This window comes from Bacillus timonensis (genome assembly GCF_004799755.1).
In the GTDB taxonomy this organism is placed as follows: domain Bacteria; phylum Bacillota; class Bacilli; order Bacillales; family Bacillaceae_L; genus Ferdinandcohnia; species Ferdinandcohnia timonensis_A.
Window position 1 is genome coordinate 1 of sequence record NZ_SLUB01000076.1, and the last position, 15,247, is coordinate 15,247.

At 37.8% G+C, this 15,247-nt stretch carries 13 protein-coding genes and 1 riboswitch; of the genes, 1 reads left to right on the top strand and 12 read right to left on the bottom strand.

The genetic code is table 11. The features are described 5' to 3' along the window. Positions 1 to 525 precede the first annotated feature (525 nt). The 6 genes from E1I69_RS25360 to E1I69_RS22185 all read right to left on the bottom strand — a co-directional run bounded on the left by E1I69_RS25360 (position 526) and on the right by E1I69_RS22185 (position 6,613). Entirely contained in the window at positions 526 to 909 is a 384-nt protein-coding gene (locus tag E1I69_RS25360; RefSeq protein ID WP_136381707.1) for a prepilin-type N-terminal cleavage/methylation domain-containing protein, read from the bottom strand. A gap of 305 nt (positions 910 to 1,214) precedes the next feature. Further along, positions 1,215 to 2,093 carry a UTP--glucose-1-phosphate uridylyltransferase GalU gene (gene galU, locus E1I69_RS22165; protein WP_136381708.1) on the bottom strand — a complete coding sequence of 293 codons (879 nt, stop codon included), beginning with the start codon at positions 2,091 to 2,093 and terminating at the stop codon, positions 1,215 to 1,217. Positions 2,094 to 2,282: 189 nt separating this feature from the next. After that, positions 2,283 to 4,121 (bottom strand): polysaccharide biosynthesis protein, encoded by a 1,839-nt coding sequence (locus E1I69_RS22170; protein WP_136381709.1) that lies wholly within the window; start codon positions 4,119 to 4,121, stop codon positions 2,283 to 2,285. Positions 4,122 to 4,209: 88 nt separating this feature from the next. Further along, positions 4,210 to 4,980, bottom strand: a complete 771-nt coding sequence (locus E1I69_RS22175; protein ID WP_136381710.1) for a tyrosine-protein phosphatase — start codon at positions 4,978 to 4,980, stop codon at positions 4,210 to 4,212. A 198-nt stretch (positions 4,981 to 5,178) separates the two neighbouring features. Beyond that, on the bottom strand, positions 5,179 to 5,883 hold the full coding sequence (locus E1I69_RS22180; protein WP_136381718.1) for a CpsD/CapB family tyrosine-protein kinase: 705 nt from the start codon (positions 5,881 to 5,883) through the stop codon (positions 5,179 to 5,181). After that, a complete protein-coding gene (locus E1I69_RS22185; protein WP_136381711.1) occupies positions 5,873 to 6,613 on the bottom strand; it encodes a YveK family protein in 741 nt (246 codons plus the stop codon). The genes E1I69_RS22180 and E1I69_RS22185 overlap by 11 nt, the downstream gene beginning before the upstream one ends. Before the next feature lie 561 nt (positions 6,614 to 7,174). Between E1I69_RS22185 and E1I69_RS24545 the strand changes: the two genes are divergently transcribed. Next, the gene (locus tag E1I69_RS24545; protein WP_154670435.1) at positions 7,175 to 7,900 is read left to right on the top strand and encodes a hypothetical protein; all 726 of its coding nucleotides are present in this window, start codon (positions 7,175 to 7,177) and stop codon (positions 7,898 to 7,900) included. Positions 7,901 to 8,012: 112 nt separating this feature from the next. On the opposite strand, the gene E1I69_RS24550 is transcribed toward E1I69_RS24545, so the two are convergent. The 6 genes from E1I69_RS24550 to E1I69_RS22225 all read right to left on the bottom strand — a co-directional run bounded on the left by E1I69_RS24550 (position 8,013) and on the right by E1I69_RS22225 (position 14,906). Continuing rightward, complete coding sequence (locus E1I69_RS24550; protein WP_154670436.1) at positions 8,013 to 8,177, bottom strand: hypothetical protein; 165 nt, start codon at positions 8,175 to 8,177, stop codon at positions 8,013 to 8,015. A 48-nt stretch (positions 8,178 to 8,225) separates the two neighbouring features. Then, positions 8,226 to 8,311, bottom strand: a riboswitch (cyclic di-GMP riboswitch). 212 nt (positions 8,312 to 8,523) lie between these two features. Continuing rightward, positions 8,524 to 9,375, bottom strand: a complete 852-nt coding sequence (locus tag E1I69_RS22205; RefSeq protein WP_136381713.1) for a zinc metalloprotease HtpX — start codon at positions 9,373 to 9,375, stop codon at positions 8,524 to 8,526. Between the two features lie 317 nt (positions 9,376 to 9,692). Then, positions 9,693 to 10,574, bottom strand: coding sequence for a hypothetical protein (locus E1I69_RS22210; RefSeq protein ID WP_161974965.1), 882 nt, complete (start codon positions 10,572 to 10,574; stop codon positions 9,693 to 9,695). Beyond that, the gene (locus E1I69_RS22215) at positions 10,517 to 10,852 is read right to left on the bottom strand and encodes a hypothetical protein (protein ID WP_161974966.1); all 336 of its coding nucleotides are present in this window, start codon (positions 10,850 to 10,852) and stop codon (positions 10,517 to 10,519) included. Before E1I69_RS22215 ends, E1I69_RS22210 begins: the two co-directional genes overlap by 58 nt. 220 nt (positions 10,853 to 11,072) lie before the next feature. Next, on the bottom strand, positions 11,073 to 11,582 hold the full coding sequence (locus E1I69_RS22220) for a signal peptidase I (RefSeq protein WP_161974967.1): 510 nt from the start codon (positions 11,580 to 11,582) through the stop codon (positions 11,073 to 11,075). A 195-nt stretch (positions 11,583 to 11,777) separates the two neighbouring features. Then, positions 11,778 to 14,906, bottom strand: coding sequence for a S8 family serine peptidase (locus E1I69_RS22225; protein WP_136381717.1), 3,129 nt, complete (start codon positions 14,904 to 14,906; stop codon positions 11,778 to 11,780). Between the last annotated feature and the right edge of the window lie 341 nt (positions 14,907 to 15,247).

Here is a 15,247-nt window from a genome sequence, read left to right on the forward strand (position 1 = left end):
AAGATGTGTATAAGAGACAGACTACATATTGTGTTTTCTTATCAAATTCCAATACTCACCTCGTAATATCTATTCAATCTACCTCCCAAATACGAAATAGATATTCTTGCATTTACCTTCCTAAACCGAGTTTCTTCCTATTATATAGACCATTCAATCAATCTATAAATCTCACTAAAATAGTCTCAAACCCTTATCCCGCAAGGTTTCTAGCGTTCAATCTAAGCATGATAGTCAGTTCCGAGGTTTTATTCAATCATTTTTCCAATTTAAGGAATCCAAAAAGCCCGTTAAATCAACGTTTTCAAATTCCAAATTTCCAAAAGATAGGTGAAAAATGGCCGTTTTATCTTTTTATACCAACAAAATGGTACTATGTCATATAGATAAAATCCATATATTGTATATTAAAAGGGTTTTCCTCTAAAAAATATACTATATGTTGTGGTTATCTAATAACGATACTCAGTTCCCACCCACCATTCAATCTTGAAAGGAAATTTAAGCTCGTAGAGCTACAAAATCTCACAAATAAGGAACCTCACCATTACCTTTATCTTTATCTTCTTCTGTATCTTCACCATGCACACTACACTCAACTTTCCCATCAGCGTAATAAAACTCTCCACCGACAGGACAAATCTCTTCCTCAAATTCAACTAAAAATTGATTAAACACAGACTCAGAATAATCAATACCATTCAACTGTAACTCAGTCTCAAACTCCCTCTCTAACTTACCTCTATTAACATTACAAACATCCCTCTTGGCATTTTCAATAATGCTCATCACAGTAGGAACTGCTATTGCCGCCAAGATTCCTAAAATAAAAACTACGCCAATAACCTCAACTAAGGTAAAGCCCCTTGAACCTAATCTACCATCTATAAACTTATCTTTACTTCTCATTCTAATCGCACCTCCGAGATTACATTTATCATTTACAAGAAACAAATCTTGCCGAAATACTGTCAACTCAAAGGTGCACATTAAATCTAGTTCATTAAAATTATATCCAGGGCATCCAACCCCACCTCACACCACACTACCGACAACCCAGTGTCTAAGGCTTTTCAACCCACAGCATAGCCGAGTGCCTTCATTGATAGCGGTAAGAAGACATCACCAAAAAAACAAAATACTCTGCTCCTCGAAAGAGGGGCAAACAAAAAAATTACTACACTTCTCGCAAGAGAAGCCAAAATAATAAATATTTAAACCTTTAATTTGTAACTCTCCACAACCTCACTCAAATACTCTAACAAATCCTCACGCAAATCCTCTTTCTTCAACGCAAACTCCACCTGGGTTTTTATAAACCCAAACTTCTCCCCAACATCATAACGCGTACCTTCAAAATCATATGCAAACACTCGCTGAATCTCATTCAACTGCTGAATTGCATCCGTCAATTGAATCTCTCCGCCAGCACCTGCTTCCTGCTTATCTAAAAACATAAAGATCTCAGGAGTCAAAATATATCTACCCATAATCGCAAGATTAGAAGGAGCAGTACCTGGAGCAGGCTTCTCTACAAAACTACTTACCTGATATCTTCTCCCATTTTGAACCGAAGGTTCAACAATTCCATATCGATGTGTCTCCTCCTCAGGAACAGTCTGAACCCCAATCACAGACGAATACGTCTTCTCATACTCGTCCATCAACTGGCGCAAGCAAGGCTTCTCAGCTTGCACAATATCATCACCTAGTAAAACCGCAAACGGCTCATCACCAATAAATTTACGTGCACTCCAAACCGCATGTCCCAAACCTTTTGGCTCTTTTTGACGGATATAGTGAATATCAACTCTTGATGACTTACGAACCTCTTCTAATAGTTCAAGTTTTCCCTTTTCAATTAGGTTCTGCTCTAATTCGTATGAAATATCAAAGTGATCCTCAATGGCACGCTTTGTTTTTCCCGTCACAATAATAATATCCTCAATCCCCGATTCGACCGCTTCTTCAACAATATACTGGATTGTTGGCTTATCAACGATTGGTAGCATTTCTTTGGGCATTGCCTTAGTCGCCGGCAAGAATCTTGTACCAAGTCCAGCAGCAGGAATAATCGCTTTTCTAACCTTCATTTCAACGACTCCCTTTCACATTTATCTTTAATCTAAATAAAGCTCGATGAGCTGCATGGTTTCATACTTTTAATTCCTAAAAAAAGTCAAGCTCGAAAGGGCTGGAAAAGTGGCACAAACAAAAAATCGTCCAAAACACAAGCTCACAAGAGCAAATCACTTTCCAGCAAAAACATTACTATAAGAAACTCAATTCACAATCGAAACCAATGATCCCTCTTTCGCCTCAACCCGATTATTCGCCAAATCTAATAACCTCTTACTCAATTCTCCTACCTCAAGCTCCAACCCATTAGCAAGTATCTCCTTAACCTCTTCCGTATAAAGGTTATACGTCTTACCAATATAAATCTTCGGATAAATTTGCCCCTTATCCAAATGAATCTCATCCTCATTCAACAGCTCTTCAAACATCTTCTCCCCAGGACGAAGTCCGGTAAATCGAATCTCAATCTCATCTAGTGTATAACCCGAAAGGGTTATAAGGTTCTTTGCCAAATCCACAATCTTAACCGGCTCACCCATGTCCAATACAAAAATCTCTCCACCACGAGCCAACGCACCAGCCTGCAACACAAGCCGTGAAGCTTCTGGAATTGTCATAAAATAACGAGTCATTTCAGAATGAGTTACCGTAACTGGTCCTCCTGTCTGAATTTGCTTCTTAAACAACGGAATTACACTACCACGGCTTCCAAGCACATTCCCAAACCGTACCGCTGCAAACTTCGTCTTGCTCGAAAGAGCAAGATTCTGAATCACAAGCTCCGCCATACGTTTCGTCGCACCCATCACATTCGTCGGATTAACAGCCTTATCAGTTGAAACTAAGACGAAGTTCTTCACACCAAACGTATGACAAGCCTCTGCGACATTCCTCGTCCCAAACACATTATTTTTCACAGCTTCTTTAGGATTGTACTCCATTAAAGGAACATGCTTATGGGCTGCCGCGTGATACACGACATCTGGTGCATGTCTTTCTATGACTTCAAACATCCGGTTCCGATCTTGTACATCGCCAATGACTGGGATGATTTCAAAATGTGTTTTGTATTTATTGCGTAGCTCCATATCGATTTGGTAGATGCTGTTTTCCCCGTGACCGACTAGTACAAGTTTTTTCGGGTTGAACGAGCTTACCTGTCGACAAATCTCAGAACCAATTGAACCACCTGCACCTGTGACGAGAATGGTCTTATCTGTTAAATATTCAGAAATGCTTTCTGTGTCTAGTTTGACAGGCTCTCTTCCAAGTAGGTCCTCGACCTGCACATCACGGAAACTATTTACTGTCACTTTTCCAAGCATGACATCTTCAATCAGTGGCATAATTTGCGTCTTTGCTTTTGTCTTGCTACATTCCTGGAAGATATCATTCAGTCCCTTCTTATTTAACGAAGGAATGGCAATAACGATATTTTCGATATTCTTGTTCTTAACGATCTCTTCTATCTGATTAATTCCACCTAAGACCGGCAGATCATAGATTTGAAGATTTTGTTTTTTGAGATCATCATCCACAAAGGCAATTGGTTTTAATTCTAAATCGTGATTTTGCTGTAGCTGTCTAACCAGCATCGTACCTGCTGCACCTGCACCAATTATTAAGGTTCTCTTCTTATCCTGTGACTCTCGGTAAAACGCATCACGAAACAACCTCCATGAAAAGCGTGATCCCCCGATAAAGATAATATGCATCATCCATGTGAGCATCAAAACTCTAACATACACATTGCCAAATGCAAGTACTTGTACAATACCAAGTATCACAATGGAGAAAGTAACAGCCTTTGCAATACTGATTAACTCCCCGATGCTCGCGTATTCCCACGCTCTTTTATATAAACGGTAAACATACGCAAAAACATGGTGGCTTATTAAAAGAGTAATAGAGCTTATCAACAATACAGTGCTAGTAAAAATATTAAAATAAGGTTGTAAGAAAAAATAACTGAAATAAATAGCCGTTAATACGATAATTGAATCAATGATAACTAAAGATCCTAATCTTTTTCGGTAAGACAAGCTCTTCCCCCCTTTCACTTCGTTTCTATGTATAAAACAATAAAAACGTAAAACCCTTTATAAATGACCAATTTAAAGAAATGGTTTTTTAACCAAACAATCCAAATAACTTCTTAACTTTAATCCTTTCGGGTGTATCTTTTATAACTGTCTTATTCTCTAGTAAAAGCTCCGCATTTTCTCTAAAATAGTAATCTGCAGCAATTCCGTACTCTTTTACTAGCACATCGTATGCTTCTTTCATTCGAAACGGTCGAGTTGATAGATTATGAGCATCTGATGCTAGGAAATGCGTCAAATTGTATTCAACTAATTGCAAGGTAAACTTCTTAATCTTTTTACCAAAATGACCAGTCAAACTTGATGTCGTAATTTGTGTACATGCTCCATTTTTCACTAGCTTGTATAAGATATCGGGATTCTCTATGATTTCGCTATTTCGTTCAGGATGGACAATTACAGGCGTAAGTCCATTCAATTGAATATCAAACAATAGCTGTTCCGAGTAGCGAGGTACATGACCGCTTGGGAACTCGATAAATAAGTATTTTTCACCATTATTTAAGGAGAGTATTTCACCCTTTTGATAGTCCTGTAAGAGCTCACCATCGATGCGTGGTTCTTGTCCTGGTAAGATTGTTAGGGGGATTTTCGCTTGAGATAATTCTCTTTTTACCATCTCAACTGTCTGTAGAATTTTTTCTTTTGAATTTTCATATTCTCTTTTTTTATAATGAGGAGTTGCGATTATTTTCGTAATACCCTCTTGCACAGCACTTTTTGCCATTTCAATTGTTTCATCTAGGTCTTTTGCCCCATCATCAAGATATGGGAGTATATGACAATGTATATCAATCATACAAATCGCATCCTCTATCCTTTACTTATTTCGACAAGTTATACTACCAAAATGCTTACAATCGTATAGTACCACAGTAGTATATCAGAAGAAACGGGGGAATTTTGTCGAATAATGTCATATAAACGAAAAGGAAATATTTACACAAGTTAAATACTTCCTTTTTTGTCGATTCCCCGCTTGCTTTAACTAATATTCTTATTTTTGAGCATAATAGTAGTAATATTGGCTTTCCGTTCTCTTGATATTATTTAAGACAACTCCTAATAGCTTTGCCTTTGAATTCATTAGGGTCTCTTTTGCCTTAAGTGCTGCTTCAGTTTCGGTTTTCCCACTACTTACTACTACTACTACACCATCTACTTTATTTGCTAATACTTGCCCGTCAGTAACAGCTAAAACAGGTGGTGTGTCGAATACAACAACATCAAATAGACCTTTTACTTCATTAATGAATTGGTCCATCGCTTTAGATCCAAGTAATTCTGCAGGGTTTGGTGGGATCGGGCCACTTGTTAAGACAAATAAATTTTCTTGTTCTGTTGCCTGAACTGCATTTATTAGAGTTTCTTGTTTGGTTAATACATTTGTTAATCCTGTGTGATTGTTGATTCTAAATGAATAATGCACTGTTGGTTTACGTAAATCTGAATCGACTAATAATACCTTTTTTCCTTGCTGCGCAAAGACAACCGCAATATTATTCGTTGTCGTTGATTTTCCTTCACCAGGACCTGAAGATGTAACCATGATTGTTCTCATCTCTTCATCCACTGTAGAAAATTCGATATTTGTACGGATTGTACGGTATTGTTCAGAAATAGGTGACTTCGGGTTCAGCATGGTCACTAAACTACGATTTTGCATTTGGAACTGTTTTCGATTTGATTTTTTACGCGCCAAGAGAATCACCTCTTCCTTTATTTCTACTTTTTCCTGATTCGCTCGCTTTTCTCGTTTCTTCCTCAAGGTCAATTTGAGCTATAGCACCTAATACTGGAAGCTCCAATAATTTTTCGATATCTTGTTCTGTCTTGATTGTGTTGTCTAAGTATTCTAGCAAGAACGCTAGTCCTACTCCTGCCATAAGCCCAACAACTAAAGCAATAGCCATGTTAAGCATTGGATTTGGTTTTACCGGTACTGGATTTTCCGGAACCACTGCTGGTGAAAGGATGCTTACATTATCCACATTCATAATCGTTACAATTTCATTTTTAAATACATTCGCTGTTGTATTTGCAATATCTACTGCCATCTGTGGGTCTGTGTGCTCAACGGTAATTTTCATCACCTGTGAGTTATTCGAACTGCCAACTGTGATTAGATCACCTAACGGTTCAGTAAGGTTAAGTTCCTTCTTCACGAGATCTAAAATGGCAGGTGTTTTAATGATTTCGTTATACGTATTAATCAGGTCAATATTCGTTCTGATGTCAGATTGGTTTAAATATGGCTGATCCGAGGCTTTTTGGTTCACTAGAATTTGAGTAGAAGATTGATAGACTGGTGTTAAAAAGAAGAAGCTCACAACACCAACAGTTGCCACTGCTACTGCCGTAATCATTACTATTAACCAAAGACGCTTACGAATCGTCTGGAATATCTCTTTTAAACTAATTGTTTCTTCCATTTTGTCCTCCTGTTTTGTTTGTCGATATAAGTTATGTCTAAAGGTAATTATAAACAAGGAATTTACAAATATCTACAAAAATCGCATAAATATATCTGGCACTTTGTACCTATTCTGCCGATTTGGGACAGAGGGACAGGTTTAGTGTCCCAAAGTAAGAAGGATTTTTTGAAGGATGTTGATAGATTTTCTTTTGAACTAGACAAGAAACAGCAAAATTTTTTAGGTGTCTATGCTATTTTTAAGAAAACTTTTAGGAAGGGATTTGGTAGAGGTGGCTTTCGAATTCATACTAGATGTAGTATTTGGTCCCCGCGAAGTTTTTCATGATATGGAATGTTCCGTTTGTGGACATTATGAAATTTATTATATAAACCCTATTACGAAGAAACAGATTGGTAGAGCCTGTAGTGGCTGCGGATTTTTTCAGAAGTTTGAATGATTGGGTAATCGATGGATTCGATAAGTTGTATTTTTTAACTTTTTTTATTTTTCAAGATAAGTGGTAAGGATAAATATGGTAGAATAGGTTTAGTTTTAACATCAGTGGGGGTAATCGATTTGAAGAAGAGAAACTTATTCCACCTATTTTTTATTATTAGTTTGGTGATTACATATAGCTCTCCGAGTATTGCTTTTGGTGCATTGAAGCCGATTGATTCATTGGAAAAGGCAATTACGGATCCTATTCCTGCACCGGATCCTGTTCCTGAGCCAAACCCGGAACCTGAACCAAGTCCCGAACCCGAGCCTGCACCAAAACCTCAGCCTGACCCAGTCGGAGAGCCCGAACCCACACCTGATCCGGAACCACAGCCTGAGCAAGATGCGGCTAAGCCCAAACCCAATCCGGAAAAGGCAAAAGAAAAGGATCCCATTCCTAAGCCTTCTCAACCGGTAGAAGATAAAACAGTAAAGCCGAAGCCAGCGACTAAAGATACAAATAGAACGAACACTAAGGAAACCATTACAAAACAACCAGCTAAACCTACATACAATTCGGTTACTACTCAAGAAGACCAAACACCAGAAGCCGTTCAAAATGAGGAAGAAGAAATTGAACCCACCAAAGATGCTGAGGTAGAGACTGAAGAAGAACCTGAAGTGGTTGAAGAATCAAAGGAAGAAGTTGTCGAAACCAATACTTTAATTAAAACGACGAAGGTAGAGTCTGATAACAGTACTGATATGACTTTTATCATCGGAATGAGTCTATTTGGATTACTGCTTCTTGTGCTCGCTTCTAGCGGACTTTATTTGCTGATTAAACGTAGAAGAAGGTATTAATGAAATTAAGCAAAAGGAATGACCTGTACGTTGGGGTCATTCCTTTTTTGGGTGGGATGAGGAAAAACTACATTGTACCAAGCTTGACGATGTACTCTTTCCGGGACCCGAATTATAGTTTTGTAATATAATTGATTGCTTCACGCTCATGGTATTGCATTTTTGACTCAATTTGAGATTTGAGTTTTTGAGAGAGACAATCCTCTAATAGGGTTCTATTCTTGTTAAATTGCATGCTGTGCCAATAGTATTTTGCTTTGTAAATTGCTTTTTTCACGCATATTCCCCTTTCGATTTTGTGAACATAAATCGACGGAGCCTCGTGTTCGGGAACTGGCTGGCATAGTCCAAAAGACCGTAGCCCCTCTAGTTTTGCGTCATCATCTTTCAATGATTTTGCCATTTCGTACGATTTATGCATAATCCTTATTTACTATATGATAAGAAATATTAATCGCGAAAGAGACTTTATGCCTATTTTCGCAAACTTAATAGGTATAAAAGACTATTTTTTTACAGGTAACTTATACTTAAAGTTCAGCTAACAAGTAAGTTAATAAAAACATTACTACTATCTATTCATATACAATACAATTAAGGGTAGGTAATATACACCTACTTTTTTAGGCTACTACATCGTTTAATTCTTGTAATTTACCAATTCGTTGATCAGGGTCTGGATGGGAAGAAGCTAAATTTGCCCATAACCCCTTGGATGTTTGCCCATCAAATTGACTTATACGGTCTAGAACATGGATTAACGAGGTACCAAAACCACATTTGTGAGCAAATACATCCGCTTCATATTCATTCTTTCTTACAGAGTACATGACCAAAACAGTTCCAAATTTCGTCCATAACCACATCAGCCCAACCAATACAACATCAATCAAGAAAGTCATTAATAAGGAACTTAAACTATTGTTAATAAAACTTGTCATTATACCTACAAACCAAATAATAATACGATAAATTATAAAAAGTGCCGAAACTATCATATTTCCAACAGTGATAATTAATATAAAGTCAGTATCTTTTGCTGATAAGTGTCCAAATTCGTGAGCAAGTGTTGCTTTTATTTCCTCATCACTAAACTCTAGCATTCCCTTAGTAAGGCAGATTGTTTTGCGGCCAGTCGCAAAAGCATTTGGAGCAGTGTCTTTACTTATAAATAATTTTACTCCATCTGGAATAGAAGGGTCTATTTCTTTTGCTCTATTATATACTTCATTAAAAAGAGGCATTAATCGCTCAATATGCTCTTTTCGAGCTAATGGTTTACATCCTTGCTGTAAGCGTAAAATCCATTCTCCAATTGGGGAAAGAGCCAATACTAGTGAAATGATATACATGATAAACCCAACAAGAGGGTCGCCAAAGATAGCCATAACTAATATTGTGTTCAAAATAAGATAAATAAATATCCCAATATTCTGTTTCCTTATTAACCGTTTTCCAAAGTCTAGTATGTACAATATATATCCTCCTACTCTATAATAAAAACTCCAAGTTAACTAGGTATTATTACCTGCCCTCAAAAAATAACTATATCACAATATAATAAAATATGGTAAAAGGGTAACATTTTGGATGTTTATATTTTGTATATGAACTTTGCATTCTCTCAGAAACCCCAGGGATAGTTTCAATAGCCCCCTTTTGTAAAATGAGGCATTGCTGGGTGGATTTGCATCACTGGGTTTTATTTGAGAATTAATATAGTATTTACAATAAAAATGAAGAACCTTCCTTGTTCCAGAAAGATTCTCCTAGTTTTGTTATATTCATGAGTTTATTCAAAAACTACTTTAAGCTTAACTTCTAGTCTTTGTGACGGCTCAGAATTAGATACGTTCACAGGCAGTTTAAAAAATTCACTGTACAAGGTCGTTGTCCCCGGTTTTTTATAGTTTTCAAAATTAAATGGTCTAATATCCCAGTTAATATCAACTTGATGTTCTTTATTCGTTGAATCTACGATTATCGCTTGTTTCGGTAGTGCTGCTTTAAAATCATCAATTGTGATATTCGATGGAACTTTTAGATCGTTCAAAGGCTTGATTTCTTTTAAAGTTAATTCTGATTTTAAGACAATCTTCGCATATTCTTTTTTATCTTTCGTAATGACCAATGGATTGCTTGTTGCATCGTAATTTATTTCTTTGTATGCACCACCAAGCTGAATTTCCTTTACACTCATTCCACTTGGCATATCGAAATGGATTGTGTATTCACCTACTGGTATATCTTTCATCTCAAAGGTATATTTACGATTGGAAGGACTAGTTCCAACCGCATATTCTTTTCCAGTCTTCTTATTTTTTAGCTTGAAGTTTGTAATATTGACAAAATCGATGGTGTTCTGAGATGAAGTGGAATCCTTATACAACGTCATTTGTGCACTACCAAAGTCAACAACCTCCGGCTCTGGATCAACCTGAGTAGCTACAACCTCTAACTTTATATTACCTGTTTTTCCCTGGAAGGCAATATCGTTATCACTATGCGGCCAATCAACAAACACCTTGAATTTTTCTACTTTATTTTCAGGTTTAAACGTACTTTCAAAATTCACATCTATCCATTTTCCTTCAACCAATCTTTGTAATGTCAAAACTACAGGAGAGGTTTGATCCGCTGGAAATAGGTCACCACTTGGTAAAAGCTTGACCATGTATTCAACCGGTAGTTCTGTATTATTTCTATCAATCTCGAAGTTAGGACTTCTCTTGTGTCCATTCCTGGGGTAAGATCTTCTTTTAAGTCGAATTGTGCATCAGCAATCGTTTCCCCATTTGCACCTACGACATCAACATCGAACACGGCTGCTTTTGCAACGTTATTATCACTTGTAAAACTTTTCGAAAAGTAAGCCACTGTTCCTATTAATGTAGCAACCGTTACAAGAACCAGAGCTGAGACCAAGATATAAATTGTATTCCTTTTCAACATAAACACCCCTACATGATTTTTTTCTCCAAACTCAACATTGCAGCAATTCTATTAATCTATTTAAATACTCCCATCACCTCCATCACCATGTGTTCTTTATTTTGAACTTTAAGGGGTAGTCGTTTTATTTTTTTATAAGTCCCTTAAAGTTAAAATCGAGGTTGTTCCTAATAAAGAACATTTCAGCAATACTTTTCCAATCCTTTTTATTAATTAAGGATTAAACTTGTTGAGTAAAAACAACTCTTATTCTTCTAAATAGGAAAATGATAAAGGTTATCCCGATGATTAAAGATAAGCCCCCTGTACTCTTAATTACATTTGCGATTGAACCAACATTAGGGATATGCATTTTCAATGTCCCTACTATTTGATTTGGTGTTACTAAATCTTGATCACTCACATTGTTGGCGTCACCTTTTGTTTGAAAGGATACATCGTCTCGATTTTCAAAGATATCCACTACTCGGTGAGTTACAAAGGTTTGCTGTCCTTTTTGATACGTGACTACATCATTTACTTTTACTTGATTGATATCTATTTCTTTTACGAAGATGATATCTCCAGGCTCTAATAACGGTTCCATACTTCCAGATAGGACATTCATTATTTTATAGCCAAAAATAGAAGGTGGTTGCCCTTGCTGATTTTTTAAAAGAAGTAAAGGGAATATGATTATTAACGAGATGATAATAAATACTATAAACACAATGTTACTTGCCCATTTCATAAGAATCTTCCATTTAACTTTCATACACCGTTGTTCTCAATATAGAATACCTAATTAGAATTATAACCTCTTGTTTCTTAAAACACAAGACAAGCTATAAACAGATTGTTCTTTATTGTGTTACAACCTTTTTCTTTGAATTCCATAAATAATAAAAAGACTAGCAACCAAATAATTGATTGCTAGCCTAATAGATTAGTTTTTCTTGTTTCCTGTAGTTCCGTTGTTACCTTTGTTACCGATTTTTACTTCGTTTGTTGTGACGTTACCAGCGTAGTCGACTGCTACAACTATTACGGTTTGGGCTTTTGTGAGTTCATTTGCAAAGACATGTTCGGTTTCGCCGTTTACGTATGGTGCCTCTGTGACTGGTTCACCATCGACGTATACATCCCAGTAAGCTATGCCACTTGTTTTGTCGGAGACGTCAACTGTGACTGTTTTACCGTCTTTACCTAGTTTTGTTTTTACCTTCGGAGTTGTTACGTCCAGTTTTACTGGGATTGTCAGTGTTTGTGCTTCTGCACCGTCATAGTCAAGAGTGGCTTCTGCCTGTAAGAAATATTGACCTTCTGGTACAACCTTGCCATTATTACCGGTTCCATCCCAGGTCCAGTCAGAGATTAAGTAGTACATTTGACCTTGTCCACCATCGTAGTAGTTCTTGCGGACAAACTCTTCAGATACTATTTCTTTTACAAGCTTTCCATCTTCATTTAGTACAGATAAGTTGAATTCTTTTGCATTTCGGAGAAACGATAACAGGTAGGTTGCATTGTCGTTAGCTCCATCTCCATTTGGTGAGATTGCAATTAGATCTGTATCAATATCTCCTGTTTCTTGGCTGACACCTAAGTATTCGTAGCTGGTTCCGCCAACATGTGACAATACTCCTGTTGTGCCATAGAACGTTGCTTCATCCCAAATTGGTGCGTCAAAAATTGGTGCTGCATTCCAATCACCTTTAAAGCCTACATAAGGTACAACTAAATCTGGATTCGTATCCGTTGGATCAGTTAGTTTTACAAAGCCTTCTAACCAATAGCCGTTTGTGAAGATAGATTTTAGATCCTCATCCCACTCACTCACATCTACTGATACTTCAAAAGTTTTTGAACCATTGGCAGGTACTTCGATTGTGCTTGTTGCTTCGCCGTTAACTGTTGTAATTCCGCCTAAATCGATTGCTCCAAACATGTTAGGAGCTGAAACATATACTCCGCCACCATTAACAGGGGCATCCGTTTGAGCACTTGCAGTTACCTCATACGAAGCACTTTCATCAGACAAGTTTTCAGCTGTTAACGAGAATGTAACAACATTGTCTTTTACCTCTTTAAGAGCTACCTTCGATTCGCCTGTGTTTGAGTCGGTCACGATAACAGGTGTTGTTAATGCTGCATGAAGCTGCATTAAACCTGCACCTTGACGACGCGGCGAAACGGGTGCTCCATCAAAATCTACCGGACTAGCTGTGTTCATTAAGAGTTTTTTAGCAAGCTCTGATCTTGCTGCACCTTCAAGTGCGAATTCAGAGTCTACACGTTCTAATACCAACGCCGAACCACCTGATACGTGTGGAGCTGCCATTGATGTACCACTCTTAATCGCATATTTGTTGTCATTGATTGTTGAGTAAATTTGCCCACCTGGAGCTGTGATTTCTGGTTTGAAATCAAGGTTTGGTGTAATTCCCCAAGATGAGAAGTCACTCATTTTTCCAGCATTTGTGTTTGGAATAGACATTTGGTTTCCATCAAATGAAACGGTAACTGTTTGTCCGTCTTTAAGTGCCGCAGCATAGCGATCACCATCTGTTTTTAACATGAATAATTGTGGAATTGTGATGGCTGCATCAGACGCCATGCTCACTGTTCCATCTGTATTGTTATAAATGAATACACCAGCAGCACCTGCATTCTGTGCATTTAACGCTTTATCGACAAAGCCGATTTCCCCACGTTGAACAAGTGCGTATTTGCCCTCTAGATCTTTACCAGCAAAGTCTTCAGGAGTTCCAAGGCCAGCTTCCACTAGTTCATAGCTTTCCCCACCTACTGGTTCCGTTTGACCTGCAGATAAATACATTACCTGGGATGGTTCACCCTCGCCCACTTGTACGTTAACTGCATCAACAATCATGTTCGTGTTTTCATATGATGCCACTTGAAGTGAATCATAGGAAACACCTGGTGAGCCTACTAACCCGTAGTCAGGGTTTGAGGCATACGGATAAAAATAACCATTTCCAAAATACGTAGAGTTACCAGCCGAAATGGACATAACCACCCCATTATCAACCGCACGCTTAACTGCTTGTTGCTCAGGAGATTCTGCATCTACGAATCCTGCAGTAGACCCAAGACTCATGTTAAGAACGTCTGCACCTAACTTAATTGCATCGTCTATTGCTTTAATGTAAATATCACCGTAAGTAGTTGCTACATTTTCACCAAAAACACGTAATGCAAGTAATTGCGCTTCTGGAGCAACACCCTGGATGCCACCATTAGCTTCATCACCATTTGCCGCTACTGTTCCGGCTACGTGCATACCGTGCATATTTGTATCTGCATTTTGATCGACAATGTGATCATTGTTATCCATGTAGTTCCAACCATAAGGAACCTTTTCCGTCCAGAACTTTCCTGGAAGGGCATACTCAGAAATAGCATCGTTTACATCTACCTCTGATAAGTCAGCCTTGGAATTGTCGGTTAGAACAAGATCCTTATGAGAAGGGTCGATACCCGAGTCGATAATTCCGACAATCATACCTTCTCCTTTGTAGCCAAAGTCACGCCAAACTTGTTGTGCTTCAACTAACTCTTTACTGTATTTCATGTCTGCTTCTTCTTCTGGAAGCTCATACTCAGTTGCGATGAATACATTTTTAACTTCAGGAATTTCTTTTAGTGTTGCGATATCCGCGTATTTAACTTTTCCACTGAAGCCATTTACAATCGCATCGAATTCTTGCTCATACTTGATGTTTACTTTTTTTCCTTTAATTTTATCTTTCGCTGCTTTTTGCTTGTTTTTCGCAGCCTTTTCTAGTTGCTTTCTTTCCCCTTTTGAAAGTTGATCGTACTTTTTACCTTTTTTGGTTGCTACTTCAACCGGAGCATCTCCGTCCATTTCCACAACAACACGCACCTCTTGGTCTGGATCGATATTCGGTACATCGGTTGCTTCTCTGTTTACGATGTCACTCGTCGGTTTCTGTGCATCTAGCTGGTTTGGTGTAAACCCAGTAAACGCAAAAGCGCTACCACTAAATGCAAGAAGTAAAACTAATAATAATGCTGAAATTCTCTTAGCCATCTTCATCCTCCCTTTTTGGGACAGAGGGACAGGTTCACTGTCCCAGGTCTGTGGGACGAGGGACCTGTCCCCGTGTCCGAAAATCTATAAATCTACAAAAACCGTAAAAAAGTCACCCTATACGAAAATTTCGACACTAAAACGTTACAAAATTTTCTGGGTATTCACACTATACTAAATTACTATTTCTGGGACTAGCACTAAAAGTCATAGTTAAATTAGGCTAAAAACGGGATTCAACCGTGTTGGATTTTGTCGTATCGGGAGATTAGGAGGGTTTCAGTATAGGAAAATAGTTGTGCGTAGCGTCAAACACATTGAACTGTCTCTTATACACATCT